This is a genomic window from Streptomyces sp. SID1328 (assembly GCF_009865595.1).
GTDB lineage: Bacteria > Actinomycetota > Actinomycetes > Streptomycetales > Streptomycetaceae > Streptomyces > Streptomyces griseoluteus.
This window is the reverse complement of the sequence record NZ_WWKH01000493.1, coordinates 1-15,042: the sequence shown is the minus strand read 5'-3', so window position 1 is coordinate 15,042 and position 15,042 is coordinate 1. Positions and strand designations below refer to the sequence as shown.

The following is a 15,042-nucleotide window of genomic DNA, read 5'->3' as shown; positions in this document are numbered from 1 at the left end:
CACTGCACCTGCTCCCCGCCCTCCCCCGCAACGACATGGGCAAGGTGATGAAGCGGGCGCTGACCCTCCCGGATCCGCTGACACTCCCCGGCCCCGAGGGCCAGCCCGACACGGCGTAGTCGCGCCCAAACCCCCCATTCAGCGGCGCCCCACCCGGCCCCCTCCAGAAGGCACCCGCGCCGGTGCCCGCGCAGGATTTCCAGTGCGGCCCGTCGAATCCTGCGGCCCGCCCATGGTCAGCGCACTCGGGAGGAACTGCCGTGACCGTCAGCCTGGAGCAGTTGAGCCGCTGCCACTTCGCCGTCGACCTGGGCGCGGCCCGCACCCGCGTCTATGTGAAGGGTGCCGGACTCGTCGTCGACCAGCCCTCGGTGGCGGCCGTGAACACCCGTACCGGCGCTCTCATCGCGGTCGGTGACTTCGCGGAGCAGATGACCGGGCGCACCCCGCCGTACATCCGGGTGGTGCGGCCGGTGTCCGGTGGCACGGTGGTCGACATCGAGATGGCGCAGCGGATGCTGCGGCACCTGATCGGCGACCGGATGCGCCGCGCCCTGCGCCGCAAGCCCCGGCTGCGGGCGGCGGCCTGCACCCCGCACGAGGCCGACCCGCTGGCCCGCCGGGCGACGATCGAGACGCTGGTCGGAATCGGCGCGCGCCGGGTGGAGCTGGTGGACACCCTGATCGCGGCGGCCGTCGGCTGCGGACTGCCGGTGGAACGCCCCGAGGCCAGCATGATCATGGTGTGCGGGGCGGCGGCCACCCAGGTCGCGGTGCTGTCGCTGGGCTCGATCGTCACCGCCGAGCGCATTCCGGTGGGCGGTGAGGCGGTGGACCGGGCGATCGTGCAACACCTGCGGCACGAGCACGAGTTGATACTGCCCAGCCAGTCGGTGCGCCCGCTCCAGATCGCCCTGTCGGACAACGGTCTGACCTCGCAGGGCCCGGTGTCCACCGAGATCCACGGCCGGGACGTGGCCACGGGCCTTGTCCGCAGCGTACGGGTGGACACGGCCGCGATGCGCGACGCGATCCACACCCCGCTGCTGGCCGTCCTCGACGGCATCGGCAAGGTGCTGCGGGACTGCCCGCCCGACCTGGTGGCCGACCTGGTGGACCGGGGCATCATGATGGTCGGCGGCACCGCGCTGCTGCCGGGCCTGGACAAGATGCTCCAGGAGGCCATCGGCATCCCGGCGCACATCGCGGAACGCCCCGACATCTGTGCCGTGCAGGGTCTGGGCGCCATGCTGGAGGGACGGATCGCTCCGCTGGTCCTGACCCCGCTGGCCGCCTGACGCCCCTTTGACAGCTACGGCGGCCCTGGTCTCAGTAGGGCAGGACACGCCCCGACGGCGTCCTGCGGTCGATCTCCTGGCCCCGCGGAGCCGCTGGCCGACGACTGACCCGCACGCGAATCTGACGCTCCACGTCACCCTCCTCCCAACCGACACCGAACACCGGTAGGAGGACGGTGCCCAGAACGCGACCGCCCCAAGCCCGCCCGGCCAAAAGAATGTGATCACCCCGTTCCCCGGCCCCGCCGCGGGGAGCCGGCACACCGGGCACCCAACCCCCTTACACACCCCTTGCATTAGAGTGCTGTCACTTCGTACGCCCGCCGCCCCGGAACCGGACGGCCGCCGTACCGGAAGTCACATCGTTCGCCCCGCGCCGCGCCGTCCGCGCCGTGGGGCATGAGCATCTGGGGTGGGGATGTCCAGCCATCGGCTGTCCAAGAAGAGTCGTTACCTCGCCTGGGCCACGGCCGGTGTCGCGGTCGTCGCCGGAGCCGGCATCGCGGCGCAGGCGTCCAGCGCGGCCACCGTCTGGCCCGCGCAGAAGACCTTCACCGGCCGCGCCTTCGACACCTGCACCGCGCCGTCCGCGGCCGCGATGAAGGCGTGGAAGACCGGCTTCTACGGCGCCGCCGCCGTCTACATCGGCGGCAAGAACCGCGGCTGCGCCCAGCCGAACCTCACCGCGTCCTGGGTGAAGACGGTCAACTCTCAGGGCTGGAAGCTGGTCCCGCTCTACGTCGGCGCCCAGCCGCCCTGCCAGAAGAGCGCCAACCCCGAGAAGATGACCACCACCGACGCGACGTCCCTCGGCGCCACGGACGCCAAGGACGCGGTGGCCAAGGCGTCGGCGCTCGGCATGAAGCCGGGCAGCGCGGTCTACCTCGACATGGAGCCGTACGACACCACGGACAAGGCGTGCAACAACGCCGTGCTGTCCTATGTCCGTTCCTTCACCAAGACGCTGCGCGGCAAGGTCTACCGGGCGGGCTACTACGGCTTCACCAGCTCCAGCGCGAAGGCCGTGGCGACGGCGACCGACAAGACCGACCTGCCGGGCAACCTCTGGTACGCCCTGTGGGACCAGCAGAACACCACCACGGCCGACTGGCCCTGGGACCCGAAGGCCTTCACCAACCACAGCCGCGCCCACCAGTACATGGTGAACAGCAAGGAGTCGCGAGGCGGTTACACGATCACGGTGGACCGCAGCGCGTGGGACGCGCCGGTGGCGATCGTCGGCTAGGCAGTCCTGCGGAACGCGGTGAGCCGCCGCACGCGACCGGTGGCGTGCGGCGGCTCATCCGTGTCGTCTAGAGGCTGAGCGTGATGGCCGCCCCGATGCCGCCCAGGCCGAGGGCGAAGGCGGCCGGCCACCAGCCGCCGGACCCCCACCGGAAGAACCGGTCGAAGGCCAGCCGGCCGGGGCCGATGGCGGCGACCCCCAGGGCGACGACGGCGATGCAGACGCTGTACTCCACCCCGCCCTCGGACTCCCACAGGCCGTGGGGGCCGGTGACCAGCGCCATCGCGTTGATCATGACGCCGATCAGCGCGGCGGCGGCCAGGGGTGTCAGCAGCCCGACGGCCAGGCCGAGCCCGCCGAGCAGCTCCGACAGTCCGCCGATGGTGGCGTAGACCTTCCCCGGGTGGTAACCGAGGCCCTCGAATCCCCTGGCGGTCGCGGTCAGCCCATGGCCGCCGAGGATCCCGAACAGCTTCTGCGCCCCGTGGCCCGCCATCAGCAGACCGAAGGTGAGTCTGATGAGCAGCAGCCCCCAGTCGGCGGCGGAGCCGAACACGGCGCGGTCCGTGGTGCCGGCGGGTCGGTAGGTGCGCGTAGTGGTCATGGCCAATGCTCCGAAGACCCCCCACCTGGTGAGAAAGGTATGGGTGTCTCCCCCCGCACGTCCCTTCCCAGGCTATTAGCGTCCGGCTTGCAGCGCCCCCCAGGTGGCCGGGCCGACCTGACCGTCGACGCCGAGCGAGCGGCTGGTCTGGTAGTCCCGTACGGCCTGCTGGGTGCCCGGGCCGAAGTCGCCGTCCGCCGTGATTGTCCGCCCGAGCGCGGCGGTCAGGGCCCGCTGGAGGCGCTGGACGGCGGCGCCGGTGCTGCCCTGGCTGAGCGCGGGCGTGGTGCCGGCCGAGAGCAGGGCGGTCCAGGTACGGGCTCCCACCACCCCGTCGGCGCCGAGTCCGCGGGCCTTCTGGAAGGCCGTGACGGCGGAGGCCGTCTTCGTGCCGAAGCTGCCGTCGACGGTGCCCGCGTCGAAGCCCTGCGCGTTGAGCAGCGACTGCGCGGCCGAGACCTGGGCACCGGTGGAACCGGAGCGCAGGGTGTCGTACGACGGGAAGCTGAGCTGGACCTCGCCGCCGCCGGTGCTGCCGCCGACCAGCTGCATGTAGTAGGTCCAGTTCCAGTTCGGGCCCGGGTCGGTGTGGTCGTTGCCGGGCACCTCGGAGTGGCCGACGATGTGCGCGCGGTCCTTGGGGATGCCGTAGCGGGCGCAGATGGAGGCGGTCAGCGCGGCGGAGGAGCGGTACATCGCGTCGGTGAACCAGCTCGGGTTGTCGATGTACCCCTCGTGCTCGATGCCGACGCCGGTGGCGTTGCCGGAGCGGGCGTGCCAGGCGGTGTCCTTCTCGCGCACCATCTGGGTGATCTGGCCGTCCGAGGAGCGCACCACGTAGTGCGCGCTGACCTGCGCCGACGGGTTCTGGAACCAGCTGATGGTCCCGGCGTACGAGCCCTCGGTGACGTGGATGACGACCTTGCTGATCGCCGCTGTGCGGCCGACGGCGTAGTTGGCCGCGTTGGCCGGGACCCAGAGGGCGGAGGGGTAGTCGGGGCTCTGCGCGGCCGGGGCGAGGCTGCCGCGCTCGGGGGCGACCTCGCGGGTGGGAAGGCTCAGCTTCTCGCCGCCCTCGGCGCGGGCGGTGACGCCCTTGGCCAGGAAGGTGTAGACGGTGTCGGCGTAGAGCCGGGCGGTGGCGGGGTCGGTGGCGCCGCCGTACCGGGCGAGGAGCGGGTACCAGGCGTCGGTGTCGCGCCGCTCGGCCGTGCTCAGTCCCGCGTGGTCGGCGTAGGAGCGCAGGACGGCGGCGCCGCCCCGGATGTTGGCGGCGGTGTCGGTGCGCAGTTCGCGGGCGGTGTCGCCGGTGAGCCGGGACGCCAGCTCCAGGGTGTGCTGGTCGGGGTTGCTGACCAGGTGCATCACGCCGTAGCCGCCCGCCTGGCTGGGCAGGCCGTGGTGGCCGTCGAGGTGGGTCTCGCTGTAGCCGAGGGCGATCAGGAGGTCGCGCGGGACGCCGTACTCGGCCGCGGCGCTGCTGAAGGCGTGGGCGACGGGGCCCTCGGCTCTCTCGGCGCGGGGCGCGGCACTGACGGGCTGTACGGCGGCGGCGATCACGGCCAGGGTGCCGAGGCCGGCGAGGGCCGCGCGGGCCAGGGGTATGCGGGGCATGGGGGTGTGTGGCCTTCCGGGTGGGGGCGGTTCCGGGTGGGGACGGGCGGAGGCCGGGGACCTCGTGCGGTCCCCGGCCCCAGGGCTGCGGCGGGTCAGATGGTGCCGCTCTCCCACCACCAGGAGCGGCCGAGGTCGGCGCGGCTGTCGACGTGCTGGTGGTCGACGTCGTACCGCTCCAGACCGGAGAAGCCGCAGGTCTCGGCCTTCTGGTAGACGGTGCGGTTGGCGACGCCGGGCACGTCGAGGTCGGCCGCGGTGCCGTAGAGGTGCATGCTGTCGCTGGCGCCGCCGATCTCGGCGTTGTGCGCGATGCTGCGGAAGCCGGAGTTGACGGTGATCGGCACGTTGCCGAGCTTCTTGCGCAGCGCCTCCAGCTTGTACATGGCCCGGCGGGCGTTCTCCTTGACGGCGGCCGCGCTCACCTTGCCACCGTTGAAGTTGCCGCTCGAACGGTCGTAGAACTCACTCCAGTTGAAGTGCGCGGTTGAACCGTCCGACTGCTCGAGGGCGTTGAGCTGCGCCTGGGTGGCGGGCCCGGCGCTGCCGTCGGCCGAGAGTCCGTACGCGGCCTGGAAGCGGCGCACCGCGGCGGCCGTGCCGGGACCGAAGTCGCCGTCGATGCTCACCCGCGACTGCGAGGCGGAGTCCGCAGCCCAGCCGGCCACCCGGATCTGCAGCTCGGTCACGTCGGCGCCGGTGGCGCCCTGGTTCATGGTCCGCGTCCAGTTGTACGCCTGCGCGCTGCCCGAGAGCAGGACGGGTCCGGCGAAGACGCCCGCGGTGGCGGCGAGGGTGCCGCGCAGGACGGTGCGGCGGTTCGGAGAGAAGGTCATGGTGAACTCCCTGGGGTCTGCGGTCAGATGCGTCTGCGGCCGGAAGGCGTCCGCGGTCAGAAGGCGAGCTGGAACGGGACGTTCTGGGCGTCGGTGTCGTAGGCGTGCACGCGGAGCTTGAAGCGGGTGCCGTCCTTGACGTCGGTGGCGACGGTCGCCCACTGGGGGACGAACGTGGAGTAGGTGTTGTCGTGGTTGCACAGCGTGGTGTGGTCCACGAAGACGACGCAGGCGTCCAGGAAGCCGGTGGCCGAGCTGCTGAGCTTGATGTTGATGTCGGAGCAGCGCGAGGTGGTCGTGTAGGTGCCGTACTCGACCGCGGCGGTGGAGTAGTGGTAGGTGAGGGACTTGGCGCCGCCGTAGCAGGAGGTGGCGGCGGCGGCCTTCTCGGGCTGGGCGACGGCCGGGGCGGTGGCGCCGGCGGCGAGCAGCGCGGTGGTGGCGGCGAGGACGGCCGCGGTTCTCCGGGTGCGGGTCATGGTGGGTCCGATCACTTGAGGGGCCCTTGTCCGGGGGCCCTTACGGGTGTCAGAAGGCGATCTGGACGTGCGCGGAGGAGCCTTCGAGGTCGACGCCGAGGGGCACGGTGAACTTGCTGCCGTCCTTGACGTCGGTCGCGATGGTCTTCCAGCTCCGGCCGACCTTGGTCCAGTAGTTGCACTCGCCGACGCGGGTGAACTTCACGCAGGCCCAGACGAACTCGGCGTCACCGCCGACCATGCGGAGGTTGATGTCGGTGCAGCGGGACGTCGTGGTGTAGGGGCCGAACTCGACGGCGTCGCCGTAGCTGACGGTGACGGCACCGCCGTAGCAACTGGTGGCCGCCGAAGAGGCGCTGGCGGGGGCGGCCGACGCGGTGGCGGGCGCCGAGACGGCGAGGGCCGCGAGCAGGGCCGCCGCTGCGGCCGGGTGGGTGAGGATCTTCGCCATCGGGTTCCTTCGGTGTGCGGAAGGTACGGGTGGTGCCTCGGAGATCGGTGCGGCGGAGCGAGTTCATGCTCCGGTGTGCGCTTTCGGCTGTCATGCTCATTCGAACAGCGTCAAATAACGCCGGTGGAAAGGGTGTTGAGCTTGCTTCGCTTCCATTTCTCGGCGGAGGATCTGGCCAGGACACGGGTCGCCCCCGCTCCGCACGCCCTGTGGGAGATCGCCGCGAGCCTCCACCGTTTCCAGACACCGGCCGGCCGCTGGGCCTACGCGCACTGGTACCGCACGGCCCGCGAGCGGTTACGGGAGGCGGGACTGGAGAGCGCGGTACGGCAGTTCCTGCTCCCGCTGTATCCACGCGCGTCGTACTGGCCGGACTTCCTCACCCCGCTGGAGGGCACCGCCGGCCTGGAGGCGGGGCTGAAGGCGATCCTGTCGACACCCCCGGCCCGGGTGACGGCGGAACTGGCGGCGCTGGCGCGGATAAGACGCGTACCCCCGCACCTCGCCCGGCTGCCTGAGAAGGAGCCGCGCACCGAGCTGGTGAGCGTCCTGCGGGCCTACCACCGCGCGGTGATCGAGCCGCACGAGGAGTGGATGCACGAGGGCGTGCACACCGAGCGCGTCCGGCTGGCCCGGCACTCGCTCGACGGCGGCACCGAGGGCCTCCTGGGCGGCCTCGGCCCGGCGGTGCGCTGGCAGCACCCCCGGCTGGAGATCGGCACGTACCCGACGGAGCACGACATCCGCCTCCAGGGCCGGGGCCTGCTGCTGATCCCCTCCTACTTCTGCTGGAAGGGCCCGGTCTCCCTGGCCGACCCCGCCCTCCCCCCGGTCCTCGCCTACTCCCTCCACCACGAGCCGCCCCGCCCGACGGCAGGCTCACCCTCCCTGGAGATCCTCCTGGGCCGGGCGAGAGCAACTGTCCTCCGCGCGACCGCCGCCGGCGCCACCACCACCGAAGCCGCCCACCGCGCCGGCGTCACCCCCGCCACCGCCACCCACCACACCACCGCCCTGAGAGACGCCGGCCTCATCACCAGCCACCGCCACGGAAACTCCGTCATCCACACGCTGACCCTGCTGGGGGCGACGATGCTGAGCCGGAACGTGCGGGAGGGTGACGGGTGAAGCAGTGCCGGGCTGCCCGCGACTGGAGATCCCGGATCACCTCGGGAGCAGCCCCCAACGCATCCGAGGCGAGCCGGAGTTCATCCACCAGGGTTCGCCCGGTGTGCAGCGGTACATCGGAGTTGAACGCGACGGGAACTCCCGCCTCCAGGAAGGCGGGCAGCGGGTGAGCGGCCGGTCCCGGGACTGCCCCCAGGGCCACATTGGAGGTCAGGGAGACCTCCAGCAGGATTCCGTCCCGCGCCATCCGCCGCAGCAGGGCGGAGCCGGCGGCTGCCGACACCCCGTGGCCGATGCGCTGGGCACCCAGTACGTCGAGCGCCCGCCAGATGTGCTCCTCGGGACCGAACTCCCCTGCGTGGACGGTCCGTCCGAGCCCGGAGTCGGCCGCGGCGCGGAAGAGGGGCACGGCGGGCCGCACGTCGGTGTGCTGGATCTCGTCGCCCGCGAGGTCCACGCCTGTGAACACCGGTGGCAGTTCGGCGATCCGCTCGGTGACCATGGCGAGAAACGGTGCGGGGCTGTTCCGGTTGACGAGCAGGACGGCCCGCATTACCGGGTCGCGCAGGGGGGCCAGGCAGCCCTGGACGGTGTCGGTGAACTCCTGCCAGGTCATGCCGTCCCGCAGGAAGCGGCGCGGTGAGAGACGCAACTCGGCGTGAGCGACGCCCTGTTCACGCTGCTCGGTGTGGACGTCGGCGAGGAAGCGCCGAAGGTCCCGGACCGTGACCGGGACGGCGTCCGCCCGGTCCACCCGGTGCGCCTCGAAGAACTGGTGACGGTCGCCGAAGTTCCGCCCCGGCATGCCGAGTTCGCGCCTTTTGCGCTCCTCGGGTTCGAGGTGGAGGTGCAGATGGGGCAGCAACGGCGCGCGGCCGGCCGGAGCGGGGGACGGAATCACCCCGTCTTCCTCAGCCAGAATTTTACCCAGCGCTGCATGTCCTCGGAGGAATCCTGCTCCTCCTCGACCCAGGACCGCACGACCTCGAACCGCGCCCGCCGGGCGAGCGTGACCAGATCGTCGATACGGTAATAGAAGAAATGCCGGAGAAATACACTGTCCGCCCCTATGGGCAAAGAGGCGTGCCCCTCGCCTTCCTTGACCGAGATGTGCGCGACACCTCCGGGGCGGAGTACGCGATGGAATTCGGCCAGCGCCCTGAGTAATTGCGCCGGCGGCAGATGGAGAAGCACCGCCGAGCACCAGACGCTGCCCATCGACTCACCGGCCAGCGGCAGGGCTCGCACATCACCGCTCACCTTGCGGACCCCGGGGCGGGCCGGTGCCAGGTCGAGCAGGGGCAGGCAGGCGTCCAGGGCGATCACGTCCTTGCCCGCGTCCGCGAAGGCAGCCGCGTCGCGTCCGGCCCCCGAGCCCGCGTCGAGCAGGGGCCCCTCGTGCGAGCGGGCGAACGCGACGATGTCCTGCGGCATCGACGACCCGGCGGCGAAGCGCCGGGTCCGCTCCGCGTAACCGGCGGCCGCCGCCCCGTAGGCGAAGAGAGTCTCGCGCATCTGCTGCTCCTCGGGGGAATCCGCCGAGCCGCCCAGCCGCCGTGCCGTGTCGGCGCAGTGATCGAGAAAGGGGAAGGCCGCCCAGTCCCACAGGTGGGGCAGCTCCAGCGTTTCCGACCAGACGCGGCGCGCGAACTGCGAGGGGAGATCAGGATCGGCCAACAGGTACACCTCGTCACGTTTCCATGTGCAGAAATAATAGTTTTCCCCGCGCCGCGCGGTGTCAACGACATCGGCGAACTCGGAGCTTTTCCGACTTCCCGGCGCCACGAAGCGGGCAGAATGCGCAGCGTTGAGGAGCGGAAATATATGGAGGTGCGAATGTACGATGCAGGACCCGCCTCCGCTGTCGGTCGCACCGGAGGAGCCGTGCTCCACCAGGACGGTGGCGTGGCCGAGTTCCTTCTCGATCAGGGCGGCGTACTGCCACGCGACGGAGAGCGCCTCTGCCAGTTCCCCGACCGGCAGTTCGCCGAGGCTAGCGGTGTGCCGGTGCGGCACGATCAGCGCGTATCCCGGCAGCAGTGCGCCGAGCCCGGCCAGCACGTCGACCGCGCCGGTACGCCGGATCAGGCGCGAGAAGCCCCGGCGCCGCACGCGCAGGCCGCCCCGCGGCGCCCGCTCCGGAACGAAGCTTCCGGTGGCGTGCGCCCCGAACGCGCTGACCTCGTCGCACATCTCACAGGCTGCGCGCTCCCCGGCCGTTTGGAGGGCAAGTCCCGCCCGTGACCCGCGGCGCGTGCCGGCACTCACCCGCCCGCTCCCGCACGCGCGGCCCGCCGCTCCCAGATGACCTGGAAGACCATGAGCAGCACCGGGAAAATCAGGGCGGTGAGAAAGTCCTTCACCGAGAACCTGCCCGCGAGGAGCAGGGTCACGGGGACGCCGGTCGTCACGGCCGCGACGAGCCAGAGGGCGAGCACGACCCTGCGGCTTCTGATCCAGTCGAACAACGCGTTCTGGATCAGCAGCCGTCTCGTCAGGTCCTGGGCCACGTCCTCGCTCTGGACGATGGCACAGCCGGGGAAGAGCAGGGCCGCTTTGGCTCGGGGCGTGGAAAGAATGGCCGAGCGTGCCGAGGACAGAGCCGAGACGAAGGGCCACAGCGCCCACACCGACGGTCTCATGGGGCTGCGCGGCAGTTCCCAGTGGCCTCCTTCGAGCTGGGTGTCCATGATCGCGTTGACCGAGTCGAACACCTTCTGCTGCAAGGGGTCGACCACCCCGGTCGAGAGGATCGCGGAGAGGGCCAGCGGTCCGGCGAAATGGGGCAGGGAGTTCTGGAAGACGGCCTGGATGTCGCCGTCCGCGTAGGGGACGTCGTACTCCTCCACCGTTGTGCTGCGCTCGACGTGGATGCCCGGCTCGATCCGCTCCAGCAGCCACTCCGCGGTCTGGCGCATGGTGTTGGCGCTGAGCGCTCCGGGGGTCCGGGACAGGGCCAGCAGGGCGATGCTGGTGTGCAGCATCGTGGGCTCCGCGCCGGGGGTGGGACCCCAGGCGGGGGTTCGGGCGTTCTGCCCGTCGATGAGCCAGCGCTGCGCCCCGGCCAGCGAGTCCGCCCCCGCGCCGCTCTCCTGGAGCGCCAGCATGTTCAGCGCGGTGTGGAAGACGCGGGAGGGCTGCCCGAGATACGAGCCCCAGCCGAAGTCGACGTTCTGGTTGGCCCGGAGCCATTCCGCCCCGCGCGCCAGCGCCTCGCCGCCCAGCACCCCGGTGCCCGGCCTGCTGAGCGCGCGCACCACCCACGACGTGGCCTCCGCGATCGGGAAGCCGTTCGTCGTGCGGACCGACCAGCCCCCATTGGTGCTGTCGTCCGAGGCACGCTGCTGACTCAGCAGGTAGGCCACCACGTCCGGGGTCCGCTCGAAGCGGACACCGGCCACGCTGAAGCAGAACAGCCCCACGGCCGACGCGGTGACGCCGGGGCTCGGATCGTCCAGGTAGTGGTACCAGCCCGCCGCTCCCGGCACCGTCCGGAAGTTGTGACGCAGACAGCCGAGCGCACGGTCGATGCTCGCCGTGAGGCCGGTACCCGATAACTCCGCGGTCGCGCGCACTGTCCAGTTCCCCCCGGTCGGACTCGGCCCCCACACGAAGCGCCCCACCGGGCGCGCACCGGAATCGGTGCGAGGAGTATGCCCGTCCGGGCGGACGGCGACACGGCCCGACCGGACCGGGCCGGGGACGAGGGGGAGTTGGCGTTCATCCGGATTTCATCTGGCGGGACGGATGCCGTGGGGCAAGGCTGGGTTGGCGCGTACATGCTCATAACGCACCGTCCCCACCCCCGCTCCCTCACCGGAGGTCAGAAGTGTCCGGCAGAAACGTCCACCGTCGCCGCCGCGCCGCCGTGGCGTCCGCTCTCGCTGTCGTCGCCGCCGCGGCCGGGCTGTGGTCGGGGCTCGGCGGGTCCTCGCCCGCCCGGGCCGCGGCCGCCGTCCCGACCCCGGACCACACGGTCGTCGTGGTCTTCGAGAACCACGCCTACAGCCAGGTGATCGGCTCGTCCAGCGCGCCGTACATCAACTCGCTGCGCACCGGCGGCGCGAACCTCACCGCCTCCTACGCCGAGACCCACCCCAGCCAGCCCAACTACTTCGCCCTGTTCTCCGGTTCCACCCAGGGCATCACCGACGACAGTTGCTACACCCCCGGCTTCTCCTCCGCGCCCAACCTCGCCTCGGAGCTGATCGGCGCGGGCAAGTCGTGGGCCAGCTACAACGAGACGCTGCCCAGCCAGGGTTCGACCACGTGCGGCAGCGGCGACTACGCCCGCAAGCACAACCCGTGGTTCGGCTTCAGCAACGTACCGACGTCCAGCGCCAAGACGTTCGCGCAGTTCCCGGCGGACTACTCGACACTCCCCCAGGTCTCGTTCGTCGTCCCCGACCTGTGCAGCGACATGCACGACTGCTCGGTCTCCACGGGTGACACCTGGCTGAAGAACAAGCTGGGGGCGTACGCGACGTGGGCGAAGACCCACAACAGCCTCCTCGTCGTCACCTTCGACGAGGACAATCGGCTCAGCGGCAACCGCATCCCGACCGTGCTGTACGGGCAGGGCGTGACGGCGGGCTCGACCTCGTCGACCACGTACAACCACTACGACCTGCTGCGCACGCTGGAGGACATGCACGGCCTGCCGCACGCCGGCAACGCCGCCTCCGCCAAGGACATCACCGGCATCTGGGCTCCGTGACATGTACGTAGCGGACAGCCGCGCGACGGCGTCCGCGGCGGACGCCGTCCGGTCCCCGGCCGGGCGGCGCCGCACCGCGGTCGCGCCCACCGTGCTGGCGCTCGGCACGGTCAGCCTGATCACCGACGTCTCCTCGGAGATGGTCACCGCCGTGCTGCCCCTGTACCTGGTGGCGGGCCTCGGCCTGTCCCCGCTGGGCTTCGGGCTGCTCGACGGCGTCTACAACGGCGTCTCGGCGCTGGTCCGGCTGGCCGGCGGCCACCTCGCCGACCGGGGCGGCGGGCGCCACAAGTGGGTGGCGGGCGCCGGGTACGCCCTGTCGGCGGCCTGCAAGCCCCTGCTGCTCGTGGCCCAGACGATCACCCCGATCGGCCTGGTGCTGGCCGTGGACCGCACCGGCAAGGGTCTGCGCACCGCCCCGCGCGACGCGCTGATCTCCCTGTCCAGCACCCCCGAGACCCGCGGCCGCGCCTTCGGTGTGCACCGGGCGATGGACACGGCGGGCGCGCTGCTCGGCCCGCTGGCCGCCTTCCTCGTCCTGCGGGCCACGGTCGACGGCTACGACGCGGTCTTCACCGTGAGCTTCTGCGTGGCGGTGGTGGGTGTCCTGGTACTGGTGCTCTTCGTACCGGGGGGCGCGGCCGCTCCCCCCGACCGGAGCGCCACCCGTGCGACCCTGCGCGCCGCCTTCGCTCTCCTGCGCCGACGGGACCTGCGGCGCATCACCGTCTGCGCCCTCCTGCTCGGACTCGCCACGGTCAGCGACTCGTTCGTCTACCTGCTGCTGCAACGGCGGCTCGGCGTGCCGGACCGCTGGTTCGCACTGCTGCCGCTCGGCACGGCGGCGGCGTTCCTGCTGCTCGCGGTCCCGCTGGGCCGGATCGCCGACCGGGTGGGCCGCTGGCGGATGTTCCTCGGCGGCCACCTCGCCCTCCTCCTGGCGTACGGCCTGCTGCTCTCCTCCTGGCACGGCTCCGCCCTGCCGTACGCCGTCCTGCTCCTGCACGGCGCCTTCTACGCGGCGACCGACGGGGTACTGATGGCGGCGGCCGCCGACAGCGTGCCACCGGAGCTGCGCTCGTCCGGCCTCGCCCTGGTCCAGACGGGCCAGGCACTGGCCCGCTTCACCTGCTCACTGTCCTTCGGCGCGGCCTGGACGGCGTGGGGGGACCGCGCGGCGCTCACCGGGTCGGCCGTCGCCCTGGCGCTGTGCGGCCTGATCGCGCTCGCGCTGCGCCCCACCACCCCGGAAAGGCCCGCATGACCCTGCGTTCCCGCGTCCTGATCCTGGTATCGGCGCTCCTCGTCCTGGTAGCTGTCGCGGCGGCTTCCGTGCTGCACGCGTCGGCGCGGGCCGACCGGCGCGAGCAGGCCCGTCCGGGTGGGCCGCGGATCGCCGCCGGACGGTTCGCGCTGGCCGGTGGCGGCCCCCGCGTGGTGTTCCGGAACATGGCGTGGGGTCCGCACCGCGACGAGCTGGTGTCGGCCCCGGCGGACGACCCGTCCGGCCCGCGCACCGCGTCCGGCGTCAAATGCCTCCGCTTCTACGCCGCTTCGGGCACCGGAGTGTGCCTGCGAGCCGTGCACGGGCCGGTCCAGGACACTTACCGCGCGGTGATCCTGGACACCCGGCTGAAGGAACGGGCCCGCTACGACGTGCCCGGCATCCCCTCGCGCGCCCGGGTCTCCCCCAGCGGCCGGTTCGCCGCCTGGACGGCGTTCGTCGGCGGTGACTCGTACGCCGGGACCGCCTTCTCCACCCGGGCGGCGATCGTCGACACCCGCACGGGCAGGCTGACCCCCACCCTGGAGGCGTACCGGACCGTCAAGGACGGCCGGCCCTACCGGGCGGCTGACGTGAACTTCTGGGGCGTCACCTTCGCGGCCGACGACCGCACCTTCTACGCCACCAAGGCCACGCACGGCAGCACCTACCTGGTCCGCGGCGACCTGCGCACCCGCACGCTCACCACGCTGCACTCGAACGTCGAGTGCCCGTCCCTCTCCCCGGACGGCACCCGCGTCGCCTACAAGAAGCGCGTCAAGGGCGCCCCTAGGGACGCCCCCTGGCACCTGTACGTCCTGAACCTGGGCACCGGCCACGAAACCGCCCTCGCCGAACCCCGCAGCGTGGACGACCAGTTGGTCTGGCGCGACAACCACACCCTGGTCTACGCCCTGCCCGGCGACTACGGCGCCGACCTCTACACGGTCCCGGCGGACGGCACGGGCAAGGCCCACCGCGTGGCAACTGCCGCGGTCTCCCCGGCGTACGTCGACTAGACGTACCCGGGGTGCGGGTGCGGGTGGGGCGGGTGGGACTCGAACCCACGGCCGACGGATTATGAGTCCGCTGCTCTAACCGGCTGAGCTACCGCCCCTCGCGGCGTGTCGCGTACAACTGTGCGCGCCGTCTGCCGCAGCATAGCCGCTCATACGATCTCCTGCTTCGGATGGTCGGCTTCCGCGCTGCTTCCCTGACCTGGAACGACTCCGCCGGGCCCGCCCGGGCTCTCCCATAGTCGCCCGGACATGAGACCAGACATGAAAAAGGACCCCGCAGGGTCCTCGTTCCATGCCGTCGTACAACGCGCTCCCCCGACTGGACTCGAACCAGTAACCTGCCGGTTAACAGCCGGCTGCTCTGCCAATTGAGCTACAGGGGATCG

14 protein-coding genes and 2 tRNA genes are annotated in these 15,042 nt (G+C 71.7%); 6 read left to right on the top strand and 10 right to left on the bottom strand.

What is annotated here, in order from left to right; genetic code table 11:
- The first annotated feature begins 260 nt into the window (after window positions 1-260).
- Both GT030_RS15470 and GT030_RS15465 read left to right on the top strand, forming a co-directional pair.
- The gene (locus GT030_RS15470) at window positions 261-1,298 is read left to right on the top strand and encodes a rod shape-determining protein (protein WP_161201610.1); all 1,038 of its coding nucleotides are present in this window, start codon (window positions 261-263) and stop codon (window positions 1,296-1,298) included.
- Between the two features lie 418 nt (window positions 1,299-1,716).
- A complete protein-coding gene (locus tag GT030_RS15465; protein WP_161201609.1) occupies window positions 1,717-2,544 on the top strand; it encodes a glycoside hydrolase domain-containing protein in 828 nt (275 codons plus the stop codon).
- 67 nt (window positions 2,545-2,611) lie between these two features.
- Here GT030_RS15465 and GT030_RS15460 read toward each other — a convergent pair whose 3' ends face one another.
- The 5 genes from GT030_RS15460 to GT030_RS15440 form a co-directional block, all read right to left on the bottom strand.
- Window positions 2,612-3,148 (bottom strand): DoxX family membrane protein, encoded by a 537-nt coding sequence (locus tag GT030_RS15460; protein WP_161201608.1) that lies wholly within the window; start codon window positions 3,146-3,148, stop codon window positions 2,612-2,614.
- Window positions 3,149-3,223: 75 nt separating this feature from the next.
- Window positions 3,224-4,762: an N-acetylmuramoyl-L-alanine amidase gene (locus tag GT030_RS15455; RefSeq protein ID WP_161201607.1), complete on the bottom strand. Its 1,539-nt coding sequence runs from the start codon at window positions 4,760-4,762 to the stop codon at window positions 3,224-3,226.
- Window positions 4,763-4,857: 95 nt separating this feature from the next.
- The gene (locus tag GT030_RS15450; RefSeq protein ID WP_161200547.1) at window positions 4,858-5,598 is read right to left on the bottom strand and encodes a D-Ala-D-Ala carboxypeptidase family metallohydrolase; all 741 of its coding nucleotides are present in this window, start codon (window positions 5,596-5,598) and stop codon (window positions 4,858-4,860) included.
- Between the two features lie 56 nt (window positions 5,599-5,654).
- Window positions 5,655-6,092, bottom strand: coding sequence for a hypothetical protein (locus tag GT030_RS15445; protein ID WP_346009651.1), 438 nt, complete (start codon window positions 6,090-6,092; stop codon window positions 5,655-5,657).
- Window positions 6,093-6,126: 34 nt separating this feature from the next.
- The gene (locus GT030_RS15440) at window positions 6,127-6,528 is read right to left on the bottom strand and encodes a hypothetical protein (RefSeq protein WP_161200546.1); all 402 of its coding nucleotides are present in this window, start codon (window positions 6,526-6,528) and stop codon (window positions 6,127-6,129) included.
- A 141-nt stretch (window positions 6,529-6,669) separates the two neighbouring features.
- On the opposite strand from GT030_RS15440, the gene GT030_RS15435 reads away from it, so the two are divergent.
- Window positions 6,670-7,656 (top strand): helix-turn-helix domain-containing protein, encoded by a 987-nt coding sequence (locus tag GT030_RS15435; protein WP_161200545.1) that lies wholly within the window; start codon window positions 6,670-6,672, stop codon window positions 7,654-7,656.
- Here the strand turns inward: GT030_RS15435 and GT030_RS15430 are convergent.
- The 3 genes from GT030_RS15430 to GT030_RS37380 form a co-directional block, all read right to left on the bottom strand.
- Window positions 7,589-8,557, bottom strand: a complete 969-nt coding sequence (locus tag GT030_RS15430) for a hypothetical protein (protein ID WP_161200544.1) — start codon at window positions 8,555-8,557, stop codon at window positions 7,589-7,591. The genes GT030_RS15435 and GT030_RS15430 overlap by 68 nt on opposite strands.
- On the bottom strand, window positions 8,554-9,849 hold the full coding sequence (locus GT030_RS15425) for a methyltransferase domain-containing protein (RefSeq protein ID WP_161200543.1): 1,296 nt from the start codon (window positions 9,847-9,849) through the stop codon (window positions 8,554-8,556). Before GT030_RS15425 ends, GT030_RS15430 begins: the two co-directional genes overlap by 4 nt.
- Window positions 9,850-9,920: 71 nt before the next feature.
- A complete protein-coding gene (locus GT030_RS37380; RefSeq protein ID WP_161201606.1) occupies window positions 9,921-11,231 on the bottom strand; it encodes a prenyltransferase/squalene oxidase repeat-containing protein in 1,311 nt (436 codons plus the stop codon).
- Between the two features lie 254 nt (window positions 11,232-11,485).
- Here GT030_RS37380 and GT030_RS15415 point away from each other — a divergent pair, with 254 nt between their 5' ends.
- The 3 genes from GT030_RS15415 to GT030_RS15405 are packed head-to-tail and all read left to right on the top strand — an operon-like array spanning window position 11,486 to window position 14,656.
- On the top strand, window positions 11,486-12,373 hold the full coding sequence (locus GT030_RS15415; protein ID WP_161201605.1) for an alkaline phosphatase family protein: 888 nt from the start codon (window positions 11,486-11,488) through the stop codon (window positions 12,371-12,373).
- Between the two features lies 1 nt (window position 12,374).
- Window positions 12,375-13,637, top strand: a complete 1,263-nt coding sequence (locus tag GT030_RS15410; protein WP_202460126.1) for an MFS transporter — start codon at window positions 12,375-12,377, stop codon at window positions 13,635-13,637.
- The gene (locus GT030_RS15405) at window positions 13,634-14,656 is read left to right on the top strand and encodes a PD40 domain-containing protein (protein WP_161201604.1); all 1,023 of its coding nucleotides are present in this window, start codon (window positions 13,634-13,636) and stop codon (window positions 14,654-14,656) included. The genes GT030_RS15410 and GT030_RS15405 overlap by 4 nt, the downstream gene beginning before the upstream one ends.
- 24 nt (window positions 14,657-14,680) lie before the next feature.
- On the opposite strand, the gene GT030_RS15400 is transcribed toward GT030_RS15405, so the two are convergent.
- Both GT030_RS15400 and GT030_RS15395 read right to left on the bottom strand, forming a co-directional pair.
- Window positions 14,681-14,754: transfer RNA gene (locus GT030_RS15400), tRNA-Ile, on the bottom strand.
- 212 nt (window positions 14,755-14,966) lie between these two features.
- Window positions 14,967-15,039: transfer RNA gene (locus GT030_RS15395), tRNA-Asn, on the bottom strand.
- Window positions 15,040-15,042: the final 3 nt, after the last annotated feature.

Excerpts from the sequence above, each read along its gene's own strand:
- GT030_RS15465 (WP_161201609.1), top strand. The coding sequence starts at position 1,717 with ATGTCCAGCCATCGGCTGTCCAAGAAGAGTCGTTACCTCGCCTGGGCC.
- GT030_RS15460 (WP_161201608.1), bottom strand. The coding sequence starts at position 3,148 with ATGACCACTACGCGCACCTACCGACCCGCCGGCACCACGGACCGCGCC.
- GT030_RS15455 (WP_161201607.1), bottom strand. The coding sequence starts at position 4,762 with ATGCCCCGCATACCCCTGGCCCGCGCGGCCCTCGCCGGCCTCGGCACC.
- GT030_RS15450 (WP_161200547.1), bottom strand. The coding sequence starts at position 5,598 with ATGACCTTCTCTCCGAACCGCCGCACCGTCCTGCGCGGCACCCTCGCC.
- GT030_RS15440 (WP_161200546.1), bottom strand. The coding sequence starts at position 6,528 with ATGGCGAAGATCCTCACCCACCCGGCCGCAGCGGCGGCCCTGCTCGCG.
- GT030_RS15425 (WP_161200543.1), bottom strand. The coding sequence starts at position 9,849 with ATGTGCGACGAGGTCAGCGCGTTCGGGGCGCACGCCACCGGAAGCTTC.
- GT030_RS15410 (WP_202460126.1), top strand. The coding sequence starts at position 12,375 with ATGTACGTAGCGGACAGCCGCGCGACGGCGTCCGCGGCGGACGCCGTC.
- GT030_RS15405 (WP_161201604.1), top strand. The coding sequence starts at position 13,634 with ATGACCCTGCGTTCCCGCGTCCTGATCCTGGTATCGGCGCTCCTCGTC.